The sequence below is a fragment of the Micromonospora sp. NPDC049662 genome, from assembly GCF_040675055.1.
GTDB lineage: Bacteria > Actinomycetota > Actinomycetes > Mycobacteriales > Micromonosporaceae > Micromonospora.
Map to the genome: position 1 here is coordinate 111,948 of NZ_JBFAOC010000009.1, position 17,611 is coordinate 129,558.

At 72.0% G+C, this 17,611-nt stretch carries 14 protein-coding genes and 1 pseudogene; 12 read left to right on the top strand and 3 right to left on the bottom strand.

Annotated features, from left to right (window positions below; all coding sequences use genetic code 11):
- The first annotated feature begins 31 nt into the window (after positions 1–31).
- The 11 genes and pseudogenes from AB0J36_RS09990 to AB0J36_RS10040 form a co-directional block, all read left to right on the top strand.
- Positions 32–910 (top strand): hypothetical protein, encoded by an 879-nt coding sequence (locus AB0J36_RS09990; protein WP_357171823.1) that lies wholly within the window; start codon positions 32–34, stop codon positions 908–910.
- 46 nt (positions 911–956) lie between these two features.
- Positions 957–1,616, top strand: coding sequence for an SAF domain-containing protein (locus AB0J36_RS09995; RefSeq protein ID WP_355048367.1), 660 nt, complete (start codon positions 957–959; stop codon positions 1,614–1,616).
- 2 nt (positions 1,617–1,618) lie between these two features.
- Positions 1,619–2,419 carry a ParA family protein gene (locus tag AB0J36_RS10000; protein ID WP_357131996.1) on the top strand — a complete coding sequence of 267 codons (801 nt, stop codon included), beginning with the start codon at positions 1,619–1,621 and terminating at the stop codon, positions 2,417–2,419.
- Complete coding sequence (locus AB0J36_RS10005) at positions 2,409–3,944, top strand: CpaF/VirB11 family protein (RefSeq protein WP_357171644.1); 1,536 nt, start codon at positions 2,409–2,411, stop codon at positions 3,942–3,944. The genes AB0J36_RS10000 and AB0J36_RS10005 overlap by 11 nt, the downstream gene beginning before the upstream one ends.
- A 4-nt stretch (positions 3,945–3,948) precedes the next feature.
- Positions 3,949–4,851 carry a type II secretion system F family protein gene (locus AB0J36_RS10010; protein ID WP_357132002.1) on the top strand — a complete coding sequence of 301 codons (903 nt, stop codon included), beginning with the start codon at positions 3,949–3,951 and terminating at the stop codon, positions 4,849–4,851.
- A 37-nt stretch (positions 4,852–4,888) separates the two neighbouring features.
- Positions 4,889–5,758, top strand: a complete 870-nt coding sequence (locus tag AB0J36_RS10015; RefSeq protein WP_357132258.1) for a type II secretion system F family protein — start codon at positions 4,889–4,891, stop codon at positions 5,756–5,758.
- Positions 5,759–5,782: 24 nt separating this feature from the next.
- A complete protein-coding gene (locus AB0J36_RS10020; protein ID WP_357132005.1) occupies positions 5,783–5,986 on the top strand; it encodes a hypothetical protein in 204 nt (67 codons plus the stop codon).
- A gap of 5 nt (positions 5,987–5,991) precedes the next feature.
- A complete protein-coding gene (locus tag AB0J36_RS10025; protein WP_357171646.1) occupies positions 5,992–6,438 on the top strand; it encodes a TadE family protein in 447 nt (148 codons plus the stop codon).
- Complete coding sequence (locus AB0J36_RS10030) at positions 6,435–6,902, top strand: TadE/TadG family type IV pilus assembly protein (protein WP_357132011.1); 468 nt, start codon at positions 6,435–6,437, stop codon at positions 6,900–6,902. Before AB0J36_RS10025 ends, AB0J36_RS10030 begins: the two co-directional genes overlap by 4 nt.
- Positions 6,899–7,345 (top strand): pilus assembly protein TadG-related protein, encoded by a 447-nt coding sequence (locus tag AB0J36_RS10035; protein ID WP_357132014.1) that lies wholly within the window; start codon positions 6,899–6,901, stop codon positions 7,343–7,345. Before AB0J36_RS10030 ends, AB0J36_RS10035 begins: the two co-directional genes overlap by 4 nt.
- A gap of 14 nt (positions 7,346–7,359) precedes the next feature.
- Positions 7,360–8,409, top strand: a pseudogene (locus AB0J36_RS10040) (LysM domain-containing protein); the annotation flags it as partial.
- A 682-nt stretch (positions 8,410–9,091) separates the two neighbouring features.
- On the opposite strand, the gene AB0J36_RS10045 reads toward AB0J36_RS10040, so the two are convergent.
- Complete coding sequence (locus AB0J36_RS10045; protein ID WP_357132017.1) at positions 9,092–9,946, bottom strand: DUF2231 domain-containing protein; 855 nt, start codon at positions 9,944–9,946, stop codon at positions 9,092–9,094.
- Positions 9,947–10,024: 78 nt separating this feature from the next.
- Here AB0J36_RS10045 and AB0J36_RS10050 point away from each other — a divergent pair, with 78 nt between their 5' ends.
- Positions 10,025–10,825 carry a crotonase/enoyl-CoA hydratase family protein gene (locus AB0J36_RS10050; protein ID WP_357132020.1) on the top strand — a complete coding sequence of 267 codons (801 nt, stop codon included), beginning with the start codon at positions 10,025–10,027 and terminating at the stop codon, positions 10,823–10,825.
- 1 nt (position 10,826) lies between these two features.
- Here the strand turns inward: AB0J36_RS10050 and AB0J36_RS10055 are convergent, their stop codons facing one another.
- Together AB0J36_RS10055 and AB0J36_RS10060 are read right to left on the bottom strand one after the other, a co-directional pair.
- Positions 10,827–14,531, bottom strand: a complete 3,705-nt coding sequence (locus tag AB0J36_RS10055; RefSeq protein ID WP_363660403.1) for a discoidin domain-containing protein — start codon at positions 14,529–14,531, stop codon at positions 10,827–10,829.
- Positions 14,532–14,664: 133 nt separating this feature from the next.
- Positions 14,665–17,583, bottom strand: a complete 2,919-nt coding sequence (locus AB0J36_RS10060; protein WP_363660404.1) for a discoidin domain-containing protein — start codon at positions 17,581–17,583, stop codon at positions 14,665–14,667.
- Between the last annotated feature and the right edge of the window lie 28 nt (positions 17,584–17,611).

The window sequence follows — 17,611 nt, forward strand, 5'->3', positions numbered from 1 at the left end:
CCGCCGGCTCCTCGCCGGGGTCGGTGTGGCGATGCTGCTGGTGGTCGGCACGACCCTGCCGGCCTCCGCCGCCCGCCGTGCGGGCCCGGGGGTGGAGTGCCCGCCCGGCCAACCGGACTGCAACGTCTGGGACGACGAGCCGGGCCACCCCGGCGACCCGGGGGGCGGCGGGGACAACGGCGGCGGAGACTCCGGCGGCGGCGGGGGTGGCGGCGTCTGCCAGTGGGGCGGCCGGACGATCCCCTGCTACGACGACCTGCTGGGTTGGTTCAACAACGGCGACGGCTGCTACTACAAGCTCGCCGTGCCGCAACCGTCGGCACCCGAGGGCCAGCAGTGGTACGTCCAGACCTGCAACGGCGGCGACCTCGGCGCGCAGCGGACCTTGCCGCTCGACGGGCCGCCGGCCGGCTTCGGCGCTCCGCCGGACCCGGAGGAGCTGGCCCGCCGGGCGCTCGCGTCGATCAAGCTGCTGCCGGCGCGGCTCAAGGTCGCCCCCCGCAAGGACATCGGCCCCGGCCTGGTCGGCCTGCCGGTCTGGATGTGGGCCACCCCGAGCGCCAGCTACTTCGGGCCGCTGAACGCCTCCGCGACCGACCGTGGGCTGACCGTCTCGATCGAGGCGAAGGTCAACCGGATCGTCTGGAGCATGGGCAACGGCGACACGGTCACCTGCACCAAGCCGGGCACCCCGTACGACCCGAAGGGCAAGCGCGCCGGCCGCACCTCGCCGGACTGCGGCTACGACCACGGCTACCCGAAGGCGGGCACCTACCGGGTGGGTGCCACCACGTACTGGACGGTCCGCTGGTGGACCGACAACGGCGTGGAGGGCGACCCGATCGCGCAGACCCGGACCAGCGGCACCGTGCCGGTACAGATCAGGGAGCTCCAGGTGGTGACCAGGTGAGCGACCCGGTTCTGCGAGCACCCCAGCCACGAATGGAGATCGAACGGTGAGTGTGGCGACGCGTAACGCGACCGGACCGGTGGACGCGCCGGTCAGCCCGCCCAAGGTGGTCCGGCAGCGCCGCGTCCGTCCAGGCTTGCTGGGTCTCGCCGTACTCCTGATCGCCCTCGGTGGGCTGGGGGCCGCGTTCGCGGTCACCTCGGTCCGGGCCACCGGCAGCTACCTCGCGGTGGCCCGACCGGTGGAGGTGGGCCGGGAGGTCACCGCCGCCGACCTGATCACCGTGCAGGTCGCCGGCGGCCAGGGGCTACGCCCCGTGCCGGCGGGCCGGCTGGACGAGGTGGTCGGCAAGCGGGCCGCCGTGGCGCTGGTGCCAGGCACCCTGCTCACCCTCGGGCAGGTGACCGACGACCCGCTGCTCGGCCCGGGGCAGCAGCAGATCGCGCTCGGCCTGAAGACCGCCCAGGTGCCCGCCCGCGCGCTGCACCCCGGCGACAAGGTGCTGCTGGTCAGCACCCCGGACGACGACGCCACCGGGGCGGCCGCCACGGCGGGCACCCGGTTCACGGCCACCGTCATCGACATGGTCAGCCCGACGGACGACGAGAAGGTGCTGTACCTGGCGCTCCTCATCCGGGACGTACCCGCCGTGGTGGCGCTCGCCGCCCAGGAGCGGGTCGCCGTCGTGCTGATCGAGGCGGCCTGACCATGGCGATCATCGCGTTGGTGTCCGCGAAGGGTTCGCCCGGCGTGACCACCTCGGCGTTGGCCTGCGCCCTGACCTGGCACCGCCGGCTGGTCCTCGCCGAGTGCGACCCGGCGGGCGGGTCGATCCTCGCCGGCTATCTGGGCGGCCAGTTGGACGGTCCGCGCGGCATCGGGGAGCTGGCCGTCGGCGAGCTGCGCGACGGCAACCTGGAGACCGCGTTCTGGTCCCAGTTGGTCGACCTGGACGCGCCGCGCCGGGAACGGCTGCTGCTGCCCGGTCTGGTCGACCCGACGCAGGCCGGCAGCGTCACCCCGCTCTGGCAGCGCTTCGCCGACTACTTCAACGCCCTGGACCGGGGCACACCCGGCTACGACGTGCTCGTCGACTGCGGCCGACTGCACGTGAACGGCCCACCGTGGCCACTGCTGCGGGCCGCCTCGGTGGTGCTGCTGGTGACCCGGGCGAACCTGCCCGACCTGTCCGGGACGCGGGCGGTGGTCACCACGATCGAGCGGGACTTCGCCGAGCACCGGGTACCGCCGGGCACCCTGCGGCTGCTGCTGGTCGGCGACGGGCACGGGCGCGCCGAGATCAGTCGCGGGCTGAGGCTGCCGGTGATCGCCCGGCTGCCGCACGACCCGCGTACCGCAGGGGTGCTCGGCCTCGGTGGGACCGTGCGGGCCGGACGGCCGCTGCTGCGCGCGGCGACCGCGCTGGAGGTGCCGGTCGGGGCGCTGCTGGAACGGCGACGCGCCCGGCTGGCCTGGCCGGTACAGCAGGGGGTGCCGGATGCGGTTTGAACCCGTCTCGGCCGACCCCCGCCAGCAGCCGCCGGGCGCGACGTCCACCGCGCCACCGCTGACCCCCGCGAACGGCCGGCACCACCACGTGCCGCCGATGCCGCAGCCGACGCCCACGCCGCCGCCCGAGACGGCCCCTCGACCCCGGATGGACTTCCAGGTGGTCCGGGAGCTGCGCCGGGAACTCACCGAACGACTCACCCTGTGGCAGCGCGGGCGGGAGTTCACCGCCGACGAGGAGGACACCGAGCGGGCGCGGCTGGCCGTCCAGGTGGTCGCCGAGTACGCCGACGCGGTCCGCCGGGCCGGCACGCCGATGGCCGCCGGCGAGGAGCGTCTGCTGCTCGACCAGGTGACCGCCGAGCTGGTCGGACTCGGCCGGCTACAGACCCTGCTGGTCGACGACACCATCGAGGAGGTGCACATCCTCGGCTGCGACCAGGTGCGCATCACCCGACACGGCGGCGGGGTGGACTGGGGCGAGCCGATCGCCGACAGCGACGCCGAACTGGTCGAGATCCTCCAGGCGGCGGCGCGGCGGGCCGGCGCGACCGAGCGGTCCCTGTCCACCGTGAAGCCCACCCTCGACCTGCAACTGCCCGACGGCAGCCGGTTGGCGGCGGTGTTCCTGGTCAGCCACCGCCCGTACGCGGTGATCCGCAAGCACAACACCCTGGACGTGAGCCTCGACGACGTCGCCGGTAGCCGGGGCGACCTGGACGAGATGATCGACCCGCTGCTGCGTGACTTCCTGCGCGCGGCGATGCGCGCCGGGTTGAACATCATGGTCGCCGGGCTGGCCGGCGCCGGAAAGACCACAATCATCCGGGCCTTGATGAACGAGATCCCGCCCGACGAGCCGTACGTGCTGCTGGAGGAGAGCCGGGAACTGCTGCCGGCGCGCCGCCGCGAACGGCACCGGGCGGTGATGAGCTTCGAGGCGCGGGAAGGGCACGGCGAGCGCGGCTTCGACGGCCGTCCGGCGGGCGAGGTGACGATCGCCGACCTGATCCCGCTGTCGCTGCGGATGGGCGTCCTGCGGATCATCGTGGGCGAGGTGCGGTCCCGCGAGATCGTGCCGATGCTCCAGGCGATGACCACCAGCCGGGGCTCGATGTGCACGATCCACGCCCGTACGGCCGCCGGTGTCGGCGAGCGGATCGTCGAGTTGGCGTTGGCGCACGGCCGCGAGATGACCGTCGACCAGGCACGTCGGATGGCCGGCAACGCCCTCGACCTGATCGTCTACGTCACCGTCGAGGACGAGAGCGCGATCGGCGGACGTAAGCACCGGTTCGTCTCGCACGTGGAGGAGGTGATCGGGGCCGGCGAGGCCGGACGGATCACCACCACCACCGTCTTCGGTCCCGGTCCGGACGGCCGCGCGGTCCCCCGGCACCTGCCGGAACGCGTCCGCGACCAGTTGCTCCGCGTGGGGTACGACTCCCGACTGCTGACCCGGTGGATCGAGGCCGGTACGGGCGCGTGGCGGCGGCCCCGACAGACCCGACTGGCCCGGCGGTGACCTGATGGGGAACAGCCTGGAGTTGATCGCGGTGGTCTCCGGGGCCGCCTGCGTGGCGGGGCTCCTGCTGGCGGTGGTCGCGCTGGTCGGCACCCGTCGACCCCCGGGCCCCGGCCCGGGAGCGGGGCCCGGCCTGAGTCGCCTCTGGCGGGGCTCCGGCGCCACGCCCGCCGAGCGGCGGTCCTACCAGGCGCTGTTGCTCGCCGCGGTGGTCGCCGGGGCGTTGGCGTTCCTGCTGACCGGGCTACCGGTGGTGGGGCTGCTCGTGGCGGTGGCGGTACCCGGTACGCCGTGGCTGTTCGCGGTGGGCAAGGCCGAGCAGCGGGCGATCGCCCGGATCGAGGCCGTCGGCGAGTGGACCCGCCGACTCAAGGACGTCTCCGGTACGGGCCAGGGCCTCCAACAGGCGATCATCAGCACGATCGGCAGCGTGCCACCCGGCATCGAGGACGAGGTACGACTGCTCGCCGCCCGGTTGCAGGCCGGCTGGCTGGCCCGCTCCGCGCTGCTGGCGTTCGCCGACGAGATCGGCGACCCGGTCTGCGACCAGGTGGTGGCGGCCCTGATCCTGCACCTCACCGACCGGGGCGAGCGGTTGGGCGACGTACTCGGCTCGATCGCCGGCGCGGCGTCCGCCGAGGTGGCGACCCGCCGGGAGATCGAGGCCAAGCGCACCCAGCCCCGGTTCGCGGTCCGGTTCCTGACCGGGATGACGCTGGCGACGCTGGCGTACGGCCTGATCAACACCGAGTACATCGAGCCGTACGGCACCCCGACCGGTCAGGTGGTGATGGCCGCGCTCGGCATCGCCTTCATCGGCCTGCTGGCCTGGGTCCGCTCGATGAGTCAGCCGCAGCGACCGGCCCGGTTCCTGCCGGCGCCCGACCCACAGGAGGTCGTCGCGTGAGCGCGAGCGCCACGGTGCCGGCAAGAGGCCCGCGATGATCGTCAACTGGCTCCTCGGCGTCGCCGTCACCGGCGGGGCGGCGATCGGGTTGGGCCTGTTCCTGGTGATCCGCGAGCTGGTGCCGGCCACTCCCGCGCTCGGCCCGGCGCTGCGCCGCCTGCACCAGCCGCCGGGTACCGGCCGGGTGGCCACTCCCGCCTCCCGGCGGTTGGACTGGCTCAGCGGGCTGTCCCGCTGGCTACGACCGCCGCACCGGCAGCTCGCCCTGATCGGCCAGACCCCCGAGCAGTACGCGCTGTCGGTGCTGCTGTCCGCGCTGATCGGACTGGCCACGCCGACCCTGCTCGGGGTGGCGCTGTTCGTCCTCGGCATCTCGCTGCCGCTGGTCGTACCGGTGCTCGGGGGCCTCGGCATGGCGTTCGTCGCCGGTCTGCTGGCGCACCGGTCGGTCCTGACCAAGGCGGACGCCGCCCGCGACGAGTTCCGCCAGGCCGTCTGCACGTACCTGGATCTGGTGGCGTTGCAGCTCTCCGCCGCGCACGGGCCCGTGCAGTCGTTGGAGCGGGCCGCGGCGGTCTGCGACGGCTGGGTGTTCGACCGCCTTCAGGAGGCGCTGCGGATCGCCCAGATGCAGATGCACGCCCCCTGGGACGAGCTGCGCGACCTCGCCGACAAGATCGGTATCCCGGAGTTGGGCGACGTCGGCGCGATCATGCGCTCCTCCGGCAGCGAGGGCGCGCAGGTGCACGAGACCCTGCGCAGCCGGGCCGACTCGCTACGCGACCAGATCCGCACCGACAACCTGGCCCGCGCCGAGGGCGTGACCAGCAAGCTCGACATTCCGGGCGCGCTCCTCGTCTTCGTGCTGCTCGGTTTCGTCGTCTACCCGTTCATCGCCCGTGTCTGATCCGACCCCGAGAAGGAGTACGCCATGTCCATCCTCACCTACCTGCACGTCGTGGTGACGACGCGCTTCGCCGAGCTACGCCGGGACGGCGAGCGGGGCGACAGCCCGGTACCGACTGCGGTGATCATCTTCGGCCTGGTCTTCGTGGCCACCATCGTCACCGGCCTGGCCCTCGGCAAGGCCAACGACTGGATGAAGGCCATCCCGGGCCACACGAACCCGAAGTAGCCGGCATGCGCCGAGTCACGTACCCGAGGTGGCGCCGGGCGGTTTCCGCTGCCCGGCGTCGTCTCGTGACCGGCGACCGGGAGGGGGGCGCGAATCCGGTGGAGCTGGCCGTGGTGATGCCGCTGATCCTGGTGCTGCTGTTCGCGTCGCTCCAGGTGGCGGCCGTCTTCCTGGCTCGTGCCACGGCGTTGAACGCCGCCCAGAGCGGGGTCAACGCCGAACGGCGGTACAACGCGTCCGACGGCGCCGGAGTAGCCAGCGCCAAGCAGTTCCTGTCCACCAGCGGTAGCTGGCTGCTGGGCTGGGACAAGGCCGGCGGTCCGAGCTGTGTGACCAGCGAGGTCGACGTGACCTGCACGGTCACCGGCCGGTCCCTGTCGGTCGTACCCGGCATGGACTTCGAGATCGGGCAGACCGCGCACGGGCCGGTGGAGCGGGTGACAGCGCCGTGAGCCGGACCACCGAGCGCGGCTCGGTCTCCATCGAGGTGGCGGTGCTCGCGCCCGCGTTCATCGCGCTGATGGTGCTGGCGGGCGTTGCCGGACGCAGCGCGGTGGCGGCGGAGGCTCTCGACGCCGCCGCGCACGACGCGGCCCGCGCCGCGTCGATCTCCCGCGACCCGACCGACGCGAAGGAACAGGCCCGCAAGGCAGCCCAGGAGCAGTTGGACTGGCACGGACTGGACTGCGGAGCCGCTCCGACCCTGACCTTCGGCGGCAGGGTCGGCAACAGCGACACCGGATTCGACGACGCCTACCGCAGCGCGCTCGGCCAGAACGCGACGGTCACCGTCACGGTCGAGTGCCGGGTGTCGTTCCGCGACCTACGGCTCAACGCCCTACCGGGCATGCCCACCGAGAACAAGATCGAGGCCAGTTTCACCTCGCCCCTGGACCGCTACCGGAGCCGACGATGAACCTCCGTACGCTCTCCGGCGACCACGGCCGGGTCAGCATCTTCCTGGCCGTGGCGATGATCGGCGTACTGGCCATCGTGGGGCTCTCGTTCGACGGCGCGGGCCAGCTCCGCACGCTGCAACGCGCCGACAACCTGGCCGCTGAGGCGGCCCGCGCGGGCGGGCAGGCCATCGACCGGGCCACCGCGATCGAGGGTGGGCCGACGCGGATCGACCAGCCGCAGGCCCGCGTGGCGGTCGCCGAATACCTCACCGCCGTCGGCTCCACCACCAGCCACACCGTGAGCTTCCCGCAGATCGCCGGGGAGGTCGTCGTCCGGGTACGCCTCACGATCACCTACCGCCGCTCGATGCTCGGCCTGTTCGGCTTCGCTGACCAGGTCACCATCACCGGAGAGGCGACCGCACGGGCCATCACCACAGCCCCACCCCCGGTCCCATAGGAAGGAAGGCAGCCATGTCCGCATCGGGTCGGTCCGTCGTACGGCGGACGGGACGCGTCCTCACCGGCCTCGGCGCGCTCGTCGTGCTCTGCGCCCTGGTGGCGGGCGCGCCGGTCGCGCTGCTCGCTTTCGCCGGCAATCCCCTGCCCGACCATCTGCCCACCCTCGCCGAGGTGGGCACCACCCTGACCAGCCGGGACGACGGGCAACTCTTCCTTCGGGCCCTGGCATTGGCCGGTTGGTTCGGCTGGGCCACGTTCACCTTCTCCGTCCTCGTCGAGTTGGGCGCGCAGACCCTGCGCCGGCCGGCGCCGAAGCTGCCCGGAATGAGCCGCCAGCAGAAGGCCGCCGCCGCGCTGGTCGGTTCGGTCGCCCTGATCCTCGCGGCCAGCCCGGCCGCCGCCAGCGCCGCCGCGGTCTACGTCGGTCCGGCGTACGCCCAGCCGAGCGCGTCGGCCACCACCACGCGGCTCACCGAGAGCACCCCGCTGGGCCTGGCCGCGAGCGGGCCCCGCGACGCCCTGGGGAGCGGGCCGCTCGGACTTGTCGCGCCGGGCGGGCCGAGCCCCGGCGACCAGGCTGCGCCGGTGTACCGCGTTGCCCGGGGCGACTACCTCGGCGAGGTGGCCGAGCGGTACCTCGACGAGTTCGACGACTACCGGCAACTCGCCAAGCTGAACCGGCTGGACGACCCGGACCGGATTCGTCCCGGGCAACTGCTCCGGCTCCCGGCGGAGGCCACCGACCAGGGCGCACGCTCGCACGCGACCGGCAAACTCGTCGGTCGACCCGCCGCGCCCACACCGCCCGCGCGACCGGCCCCGGAGCGGTCGGCGCCGGAGCGGTCGGCGCCGGAGCGGTCGGCGCCGGAGCGCACACAGCAGGCACCACCCAGCGGTACGGAGTCGACGGGTGAGGCACCCACGATGACCGTCGGCGCGGCCCGGGCCGGAACCACCGACCGGGTGAACCGACCGCTGGCCGTCTCCGCCGTCCTGGCCGTGGCGAGCATCGTCGGCGCCCAGATCGGCGCGGTCCTCGGTCTCCGCCGTCGGCCGGCCACGGCCGGCGCCGCACCCCGGCTGACTGCGGCCGCCCGTACCCCGCGACGCCGGTCAACCCGGGTCGGCGGCAGCTCCACCACCGAGAGCCGCGCCTCCCGGAGCGGCAGCACTGGTCGGAGCGGCAACCCCGGTCGGAGCGGCAGCACTGCTCGGAGCGGTGACGCGGGTCGGAGCGGCAGCCCTGGTCGGAGCGGTGAGGCGGGTTGGAGCGGTGACGCGGGTCGAGCGGGCAGTGGCGCCGCCTGGGCCGCCCGTCGTGCGGCGGCGGCCACCGAGACGCCCGCCCCGCCCACTGGCCCTCCGACCGGCACGCCGCTGGCCCTGCCCGGTCGTAGCGCCGGAGCGGTCGGCGAATGGGACGACGACGGCGTCCAGGGCGGTCGGCACCGGCGGGGTTGAGCCGGCACCCGCACGCGTAGGTCGCAGCCCCGCTCGCCGAGTTCCGCTCGAACGACGCCCGGGAGCTGCGGCCCACGCGCGGCCAACGCCCGAGCGCCATGGCCCACACACAGCCGACGCCCGAGCGCGAGTGGCCCACGCGCGGCCAACGCCCGAGCGCCGTGCCCCACACGCGCCCGGGAGCGGACACCCCGGACAGACTGATGCCACATAGTCATCAAGATGACTATGTGGCATCAGTGCGTCGAGGGCGGCCGGTCATCGTCGACCCCGCAGCACGCTGTCAGGGGAGACGGGTCTGGAGCACGCCGTCCTGGATGCGGGTGGGCAGGATCTGCTGGTCATTGCCGGAGGGACCTTGCATGACCTCGCCGCCGTTGAGACGGAACGCGCTGCCGTGCCACGGGCAGACCACGCACGCGTGGCCGTCGATCTCCTGGACCTCGCCCTCGCCCAGCGGCCCGCTCTGGTGCGGGCACCGCTCCAGCATCACCGTGACCTCGTCACCGTGGCGGTAGAGGATCACCGAGATGTCGTCGTCTACCTCTCGGGTGATCAGCGTGCGCTGCGGCAGGGTGGCCATGTCGGCCAGCGAGTGCCAGCCGTCGCTCATCCGGTGCAGCTCGGACACGCTCTGGTTGACCTGGGCGCCCTGCTTGTACGCCAGATGCCCGCCGATGTACGCGCCGAGGCTGACGGCGGAGAGGCCGAGGAACCCGAGCGCCCTGCCGACGCCGCTCCGCCCGGAGAGCCGCGCCGCCAGTGAGCCGGCGTAGAGGCCGACACCGACGGTGTTCGCGGCCGCGTGCACGAGGCCGACCCGGCGCTGGTCCCGGGAGAGCGCCGCCCAGTCGTTCAACCCGGCGACCGCCGCCGGCAGGGCGCTGACCGTCCCCAAGCCGACCAGCACGGTCGCCGGTCGGCGCTGCCCTGGCATCAGGTCCAGCACGGCGGCACTGATCCACGCCCCGACCGGCACCTGCACCATGGCCGGGTGCAGCGGGTGCCCCAGCGTCACGCCGTGCAGCAGGTCCCGCAGTCGCCGCGGTCGCAGCGTCCCCAGGACAGCCTTCTGCAACCGGTCACCCGCGCGGTCCAGCCGGGAGTCCTGCTCAACTTTCGTCAATAGCGCTCGCACGAGTACCGACTTCCCGGCGATCCCCCTCCCAAACCGGTCGCTGACGACAAACCTGCCGGGGGCGGGCATGCTGGCGGGATGGGTGTGCGGGTGGAGCGCAACGGGGCTGTCACTACGGTGATTCTGGATCGGCCGGAGGCGCGGAACGCTGTCGACGGGGCTACCGCTCGGGCGTTGGCGGATGCCTTCCGCGCCTTCGAGGCTGATCCGGACGCGGCGGTCGCCGTGCTGTGGGGGGCGGGCGGCACGTTCTGCGCCGGAGCCGACCTGAAGGCCATCGGCACGCCGAGAGGCAACCGGGTGGAGCCGGAGGGGGACGGCCCGATGGGTCCCACCCGGATGGTGCTCAGCAAGCCGGTGATCGCGGCCATCTCGGGGTACGCGGTGGCCGGCGGTCTGGAACTGGCGCTCTGGTGTGACCTGCGGGTCGCCGAATCCGACGCCACGCTCGGAGTGTTCTGCCGCCGCTGGGGCGTACCGCTGATCGACGGCGGCACGGTCCGGCTGCCTCGACTGGTCGGGGAGAGCCGCGCGATGGACCTGATCCTCACCGGGCGGGCGGTGCCGGCCGACGAGGCGTACGCCATGGGGTTGGCCAACCGGGTGGTGCCGACGGGCCAGGCGCGGGCGGCGGCCGAGGAACTGGCGACGGCGATCGCGCGGCACCCGCAGACCTGCCTGCGCAACGACCGGGCGGCCCTGCTGGCCGGCGTCGGACGGCCCGAGGCGGAGGCGCTGGCGACCGAACTGGCGTACGGGATGGATTCGCTGGACACCGACGCGCTGGCCGGCGCGGCCCGGTTCGCCGCGGGCGAGGGCCGGCACGGCACAACGCCGCCGGGAGGGTGGGACCTCCCGGCGGCGTCGGCTACCGGGTGAATCAGTTGCGGTTGATGGTGAAGGTCGTCGTGGGGTTCTGGATGTCCACCGCGTTGTTGCTCAGCCGCAGGTTGGTGAAGGTGACCGACCCGACGGCGGGACCCTGCCCGGACTCCGGCATGGGGTTGGCCCAGATGCCGAAGCCGGACTTGGCGTCGTAGGCGTCACCGCTCTTGCGGGCGCCGCTGATGGAGATGTTGGTGAAGACCGTGTCGGTGATCGGGTTCTGCGGCTGCCCACCGACGTAGTTGGTCTGGAACATGATGCCGCTGTAGGTCGGATCGACGATGTCCACGTCGCTGACGCGGATGCCCTGGAACACCTTCGAGGCGGAGAACACCCAGATCGCCGGGAAGGTCTGCCCACCCCAGAAGTGCCCACCGGCTCGCACGATCGAGATGTTCTCGAACTTCGTCGGCGGGCTCGCGCCGAAGCCGTTCATCGGGTAGCCGAAGTCGAGCGAGCTGATGGTGATGCCGGAGTAGACGAGCGTGTCCGCGATGTAGATGTTGCGGAACGTGTTGCCGTAGCCGCCGTAGACGGCCACGCCGGCGGCCCGCCAGGTCAGCGTCGACGTCAGGTTCTCGTAGACGTTGTCCTTCATGTCGGCGCCGCCCGCGTCGATCGCCGAGAACAGCGCGAAGCTGTCGTCGCCGGTGGCCCGTGCGTCGTTGTTGCTGACCAGGTTGTTGGTGCTGCCGTTGGTCATGTTGACGCCGTCGGCGAACAGGTTGCGGATCCGTGAGTTCCGGATCGTCATGTAGTCGGTGTTGGCGCCCCAGTAGAGGCAGACCTGGTGCTCGGCCCAGATGTTGTCGATCACGATGTTCGACACGTTGGAGAAGTCGAACACCTTGCCCGGACCGTCGATGCGAGAGGTGTAGTTGCCGAAGTACGCGAAGTTCTTGAACGACGAGCCGGCCGCCGAGTTCTCGGCCCGGAAGCCGATGTCGGTGTTCTCCTGGCCGGACGGCGCGTTGAACCGGGTGTACCAGGGGCCCGCGCCGGTCACCTGGACCGCCTTGCCGTACACCTGGAACTTGGACGAGGTGGAGTAGTTGCCGGCGGGCAGGTACACCCCGATCAGGTTGCCGGTGGTGTCCATCCGGACCCGGTCCAGGGCGTTCTGCACGTCCTGGTGGGTGAAGCCGGTCGGCGTGGCGTACCGCGCCGAGTCCGGGTTGGCGATCGGCGACACCTGCTCGGTGTTGATGAAGTCGATCGCGTACGTGGTGGTGTTGGCCGCGTCCTTCTGCAGGCGGATCTTGCTGCCGGCCGGCACGGTCGAGTTGAGCATGACGTTGGCTTCGTCGTAGATGTGGCGCGGTCCGCCCGCGCTCGGAGTGTTCCCCGGGCTGGTCTCGTTGCCGTACAGCCAGGCGTAGCGGGACGTCAGGTCGATGGCCTTGTGGAACGTGCCGTCGACGTAGACGTTGAGCGTCGAGTTGATGCCCCCGCCGCCCGCCGCGTCCGGGATGGAGAAGCGGGTGACAAGCGTGTTGGTGCTGGCCCGGGTGGTGAACTCGACGTAGGCGCCGGTCGAGTTCAGGGTCACCGCACGCCGGCCGGACGCCTCACCGGCGACGTCGCCGACGGTCCGGTTCGGGCCCACGACGTTCGCGCCGCCGCCGACCACGCCGTCCTCGGCCTCGTACATGTCGTACGGCATGTTGGCGCCACGCCCGACGAAGAGCGGCTGGTCGGAGGTGTTGTTGGTCTGCTTGACCGGCAGCTCGTTGGCGTCGGCGGCGAGCACGACCCGGACGGTGTACTTGCCGTTCGCCGCCGTCCAGGTGCCCAGGTTGACCGGGCCGACGGTGGCCCCGGCGTTGATCACACCGGAGTACGAGCCGGTCAGGGTACGGACCACGGTGCCGGAGTCGTTGAGAACGGTGAGCGTGATGCCGTGCGAACCGGACGCCGACGCCACACTGCCGGCGTTGCGGATCGACACCGAGAACGTGACGGTGTTGCCGGCCGACGGGTTCCCCGGCGACCAGGCGACCGAGGAGGCGACCAGGTCACTGGTGGCGACCGGGCTGACGACCAGCGGGCTGGGGTTGGAGTAGCTGTTGTTGGTGTCGTCCTGCTCGACGACGGTGTTCGACTCGTCGACCTTCGCGCTGAGCGGGTAGCTGCCCGCGTCGCGGGTGCCGATGCTGGCGCTGACCGTGGTCGACGCGCCGGCCGCGAGGGCACCGACCGACGCGGTGCCGACCCGGGTGGAGCCCAGGTAGAAGTTGACGTTGGTCGCGGCGGAGGCCGCCGATCCGGCGTTCCGCACGGTCGCCGAGAGCGTGACGGTGCTGGTCTCGACGGGTGCGGACGGGCTGAACGACATGCCGGTGACGGTGAGGTCCGGGTTCGGCGCGGGGGTGCCGAAGACCTGGAACTCGGCCACCTGACCGGCCGGGGCGCCGGTGTTCGAGGCGATCGAGAGGCGTACGTCGGCCGCCGCGCCGGAGACCGGGATGGTCACCGTGTTGCCGCTGCCCGGGTTGAACGTGTAGTTCGTCGCGCCGACCAGCGTGGTGAAGCTCGACGAGCCTTGGTCCCGGCCGAGCACGGTGATGTTCTGGGTACGCGTACCCCACGCCGAGTCCGGGTTGAGCTTCAGCACGATCTGGCTGAGGCTGGCGTTCGCGCCGAGCTGCACGGTCAGCGTGCTCGGGTTGCCGTTGCCCTCCCAGTAGGTGGCCACGTTGTTGTCGTTGGCGTTGGTCGCCACGAACGTGTGCACGTACCCGGAGGCGGTGATCGGCTTGCCGACCGCCAGGTTGCTCCCGGTGGGCGGGTTGCCGGTGCCGGTACGGGTCACCGTGTTGCTGTTCGATGACTGGTTGCCGGCCGCGTCCCTGGCCCGCACGTAGTACGAGACCGTGGCGCTGTCCGCCTGGCTGTCGGTGTACGTCAGCGTCGAGCCGCTGACGCTGCCGCGCAGCGCGCCGTTGGCGTAGACGTCGTACCCGGTCACCCCGACGTTGTCGCTCGACGCCGACCAGGTGAGCCGGATCTGCCCGCTGGCCGGTTGGGTGTACGCCAGGTTGCCGGGGGCGCTGGGGGCCTGGGTGTCGGTGCTGCCGCTGGATCCGTACACCTCCACCTCGGAGAGCTGCGCGGCCGGCCAGCCGGTGTTGCCGGTGACCTGCACCCGGACGTAGCGGGTGCTGGCGGCGGTGAAGCTGACGGTCGCGGTGTTGCCGCTGCTCGGGTTGAAGGTGTAGTCGGCCGACGACTTCAGGGTGCTGAAGGACGAGCCGTTGGTGGAGCCGAGCACCGACAGCGTCTGCGTACGCGTCTGCCAGTCCGACGACGGCGGCAGCTTCAGCACGACCCGGTCCACGCCGACCGTCGCGCCCAGGTCGGCCTGGATCCACTGCGGGAACGCGTTGTTGGCGCTCTCCCAGTAGGTCGAGGCGTTGCCGTCGTTCGCGTTGCTCGCCACGTAGTTCTGGTTGTAGCTGCTGGCGCTCATGGTGGCCGAGAGCCCGGCGAGCAGGGCCGCGCGGGCGGAACCCGCGGGTGCGGAGGCGGGCGTCGCCGCTGGGGCCGCGGTCGCGGGGGTGACGGCGGGAGCGGCGGCGAGGAGCAGTCCGGCGAGCGTGCCGGCGAGCAGTCGGCGGCGGGCCGGCGATCGGTCGGCTCGGACGGTCGAACCGGGCGAGCCGGTTCGCGGGGTGCCTCGGGTGGGGCCGTTTCTGGACATCGGTCGCTACACCTCTTTCGGGGGTGGTGTGGGGTGCGTTGCCCGGTGACGGGCGCAGGGGTACGCCCGTCGTGCCGCGACAGGTGGGGGACGGTGCGGTGGCCCCCGCCCTGGTCGGGCGGGGGCCGTCGGCCTAGCTGGAGTAGACCTCGAACTCGCTGAGCTGACCGGCGGGCCAGCCCGTGTTGCCGGTGACGGTCAGGCGCAGGTACCGCTGGCTGGTCGCCGTGAAGGTCACGGTGACCGTGTTGCCGCTGGACGGGTTGAAGGTGTAGCCGGCGGACGCCTTGAGGGTGTTGAACGCCGAGCCGTCGGTGGAGCCGAGCACCGCCAGGTTCTGCGTGCGCGTCTGCCAGGCCGACGACGGCGGCAGCTTCAGTACGACCCGGGACACCGTTCGGGTCGCGCCCAGGTCGACGGTCAGCGACTGCGGGAAGGCGTTGTTGGCGCTCTCCCAGTAGGTGTTCGCGTTGCCGTCCACCGCGTTGGGCGCGGCGTACACGTCGGAGTGGCTGGTCTCGGTGATCGACCGTCCCGCCGCCAGGTTGCCGGTGGGGGCCGGCGTGGTCGGGGGCGGGGTGGTCGTCGGGGGCGCGGTGGTGGGCGGGGCCGTGGTCTGCGTGCCGCCGTACACCTCGACCTCGCTGAGCTGCGCGGCCGGCCAGCCGGTGTTGCCGGTCACGGTGACCCGGATGTAGCGGCGGTCACCGGAGGGCAGCCCGATCGACACGGTGTTGCCCGAGCCGGGTGCGAAGACCCGACCGGCGGACGACGCCAGCGTGCCGTACGACGAGCCGTCCGTGGAGCCGAGCACCGACAGTGTCTCGGTGCGCTGCTCCCAGCCGGCGGGCAGCTTGAGCACCACCCGGTCGACCGAGCGGACCGCGCCCAGGTCGACGGTGACCGACTGCGGGAAGGCGTTGTTGGCGCTCTCCCAGTAGGTCGAGGCGTTGCCGTCCACCACGTTGCCCGCCGTGTAGCTCTGGTTGGTGCTGGTCGCGACCGTCGACCGGTTCAGCGCCAGGTTCCCACCGGTGGGCGGCGGGGTCGTCGGGGGCGCGGTGGTCGGCGGCGCGGTGGTCGGCGGCGCGGTCGTGGGCGGCGCGGTGGTCGGGCCGGTGGTCGGGCCGGTGGTCGGCGGGGTGCTGGGCCCACCACCCCACTGCGGCTCCGGCCACGGGCCGCAGTACGGGGTCGAGGTGTACCAGCCCGAGTTGCCCGAGCCCTGGGTGATCTGGAAGCCGCCACCCACGCAGTTGTGCATCGGGTTGCTCTGGGCGATGTTGGTGGCCCGCACGTTGGTGAACGACACCTGGCTGGGTGCCTGCACCTGGAGCGCGTACGTGCCGGCGCCGTCGATGCGGACGTTGGTGAGGTTGATGCCGCTGGTCTGACCCTCGATCCAGTGCAGCGCCGCGTACGAGCTGTCCAGGATGTCGGTGTCGGTGATGTTGATGGTGGCCTGCTGGAACGCCTCGTTCAGGGCGGAGAACCAGATCGCCCCGACGCCGAAGTTCCAGTTGTAGTCCGAGTTGCCGTTGCGGATCAACGTGTTCCGGGCGATCGTCCAGGTGCCCCGGACGGCGGTGTCGCCCTGCACACCCGGGTAGCGGTTGGCGACGTGGATGCCGCCGCCGTTGGTCAACGAGTCGGCCGTCACGTTGTCAGTGATCTTGATGTCCCGGCCGCCGTAGCTCACCAGGTGGTTCGCCAGCAGCGTCACACCGATGGTGTTGTGCGTGAACGAGTTGTTGACGTTCGGCACGCTCTGCGCCCACATGGCGAGCGCGTCGTCGCCGGTGTTGCGGACGAACGTGTTGGTCACCGTCGAGTTGGTGACGCCGGTGTGGAAGTTCACCCCGTCCGCGGTCTGGTCGAGGATCCGGCTGTTGCGGATGGTGAAGTTGTCCATCGGCCCGTCCATCCACGCGCCGACCTTGGTGTTCTCCAACCAGAGGTTGTCCACCACCGAGTTGGTCATCGCCCCGCCCAGCGCGTTGACCTGGTCGTCGTCCACCCGCTCGCGGATGTCGCCGATGATGGCGAAGTCCCGCAGGGTGACGTTGCGGCTCGGCCCGTTCGCCTCGTGCGACCGGATCTCACCGGTGTAGCCGCCGCCGGGGACGTACTTGCCGTAGATGCCGGCCGCCCGCTTGCGGTCGGTGGGGTGCCGGCCGCCGAGCACCGAGTACCAGGGGCCGGCGCCGCGCAGGGTCACCCCGTCGACCACCACGTGGTCCCAGAGGGTGAACGTGCCGGTCGGGATCCAGACCGCCCGGCCCTGGGCCTTGCCAGCGTCGACCGCCGCCTGGAACTTCGCGGTCGAGTCGGTCGCGCCGGTCGGGTCCGCGCCGAAGTCGGTGACCACATCGATGACACCGGAGGGCTTCGCGATCGGCGCGACCACCTCGAAGTCGGCCAGGTCGATCGTGAAGGTGGGTGACTGGGCGGTCGAGGAGACCTGCAACCGGATCTTCGTGCCGGCCGGCTGGGTGCTGCCGAACAACGCCCGGGTCTCGTCGTAGAAGTGGTGCGGGTTGGTGTCGCCCGGGTTGTTGTTGAACGGGTAGCCGCCGTAGTACCAGCCGTACTTCGACGTGACCGGGACCGACTTCAGCAGGTTGCCGTTGGCCCGCAGGTCGATGGTGGCGTCCCGGCCCGTGCCCGAGGAGTTGTCCGGCAGGCTGTACCGGAAGGTGACCGCGTTGGCCGGAGCGGTGAGCGTGAACTCGACGTACTCACCGACGGCGTCGAGGGTGACCGCCTCCCGGCCGGACGCCTCCGACGGCAGCGTGCCGTAGCGCCGGTCCGGGCCGATCTTCGTGCCGTTGTGCGCGGCCTTCTCCGCCTCCTGCTCAAGAAAGGGGACGGTGGCGCCCCGGCCGGAGATGTCGAAGGGGGACAACCCGGCCGCCGAGGCCGGGGTGGCACTGCCGGTGACCGCGAGGGTGGTCAGGGTGGTGGCCGCGAGCAGGGTGGCGGCGATGGCGGCCAACCCTGCCCGGGCCGGGTGTCGAAGGTGGGGCGGAGTGCCGGTGGTGTGGTTGGCCATGAGCTGCGCTCTCCCTTTCGTCAGGCAG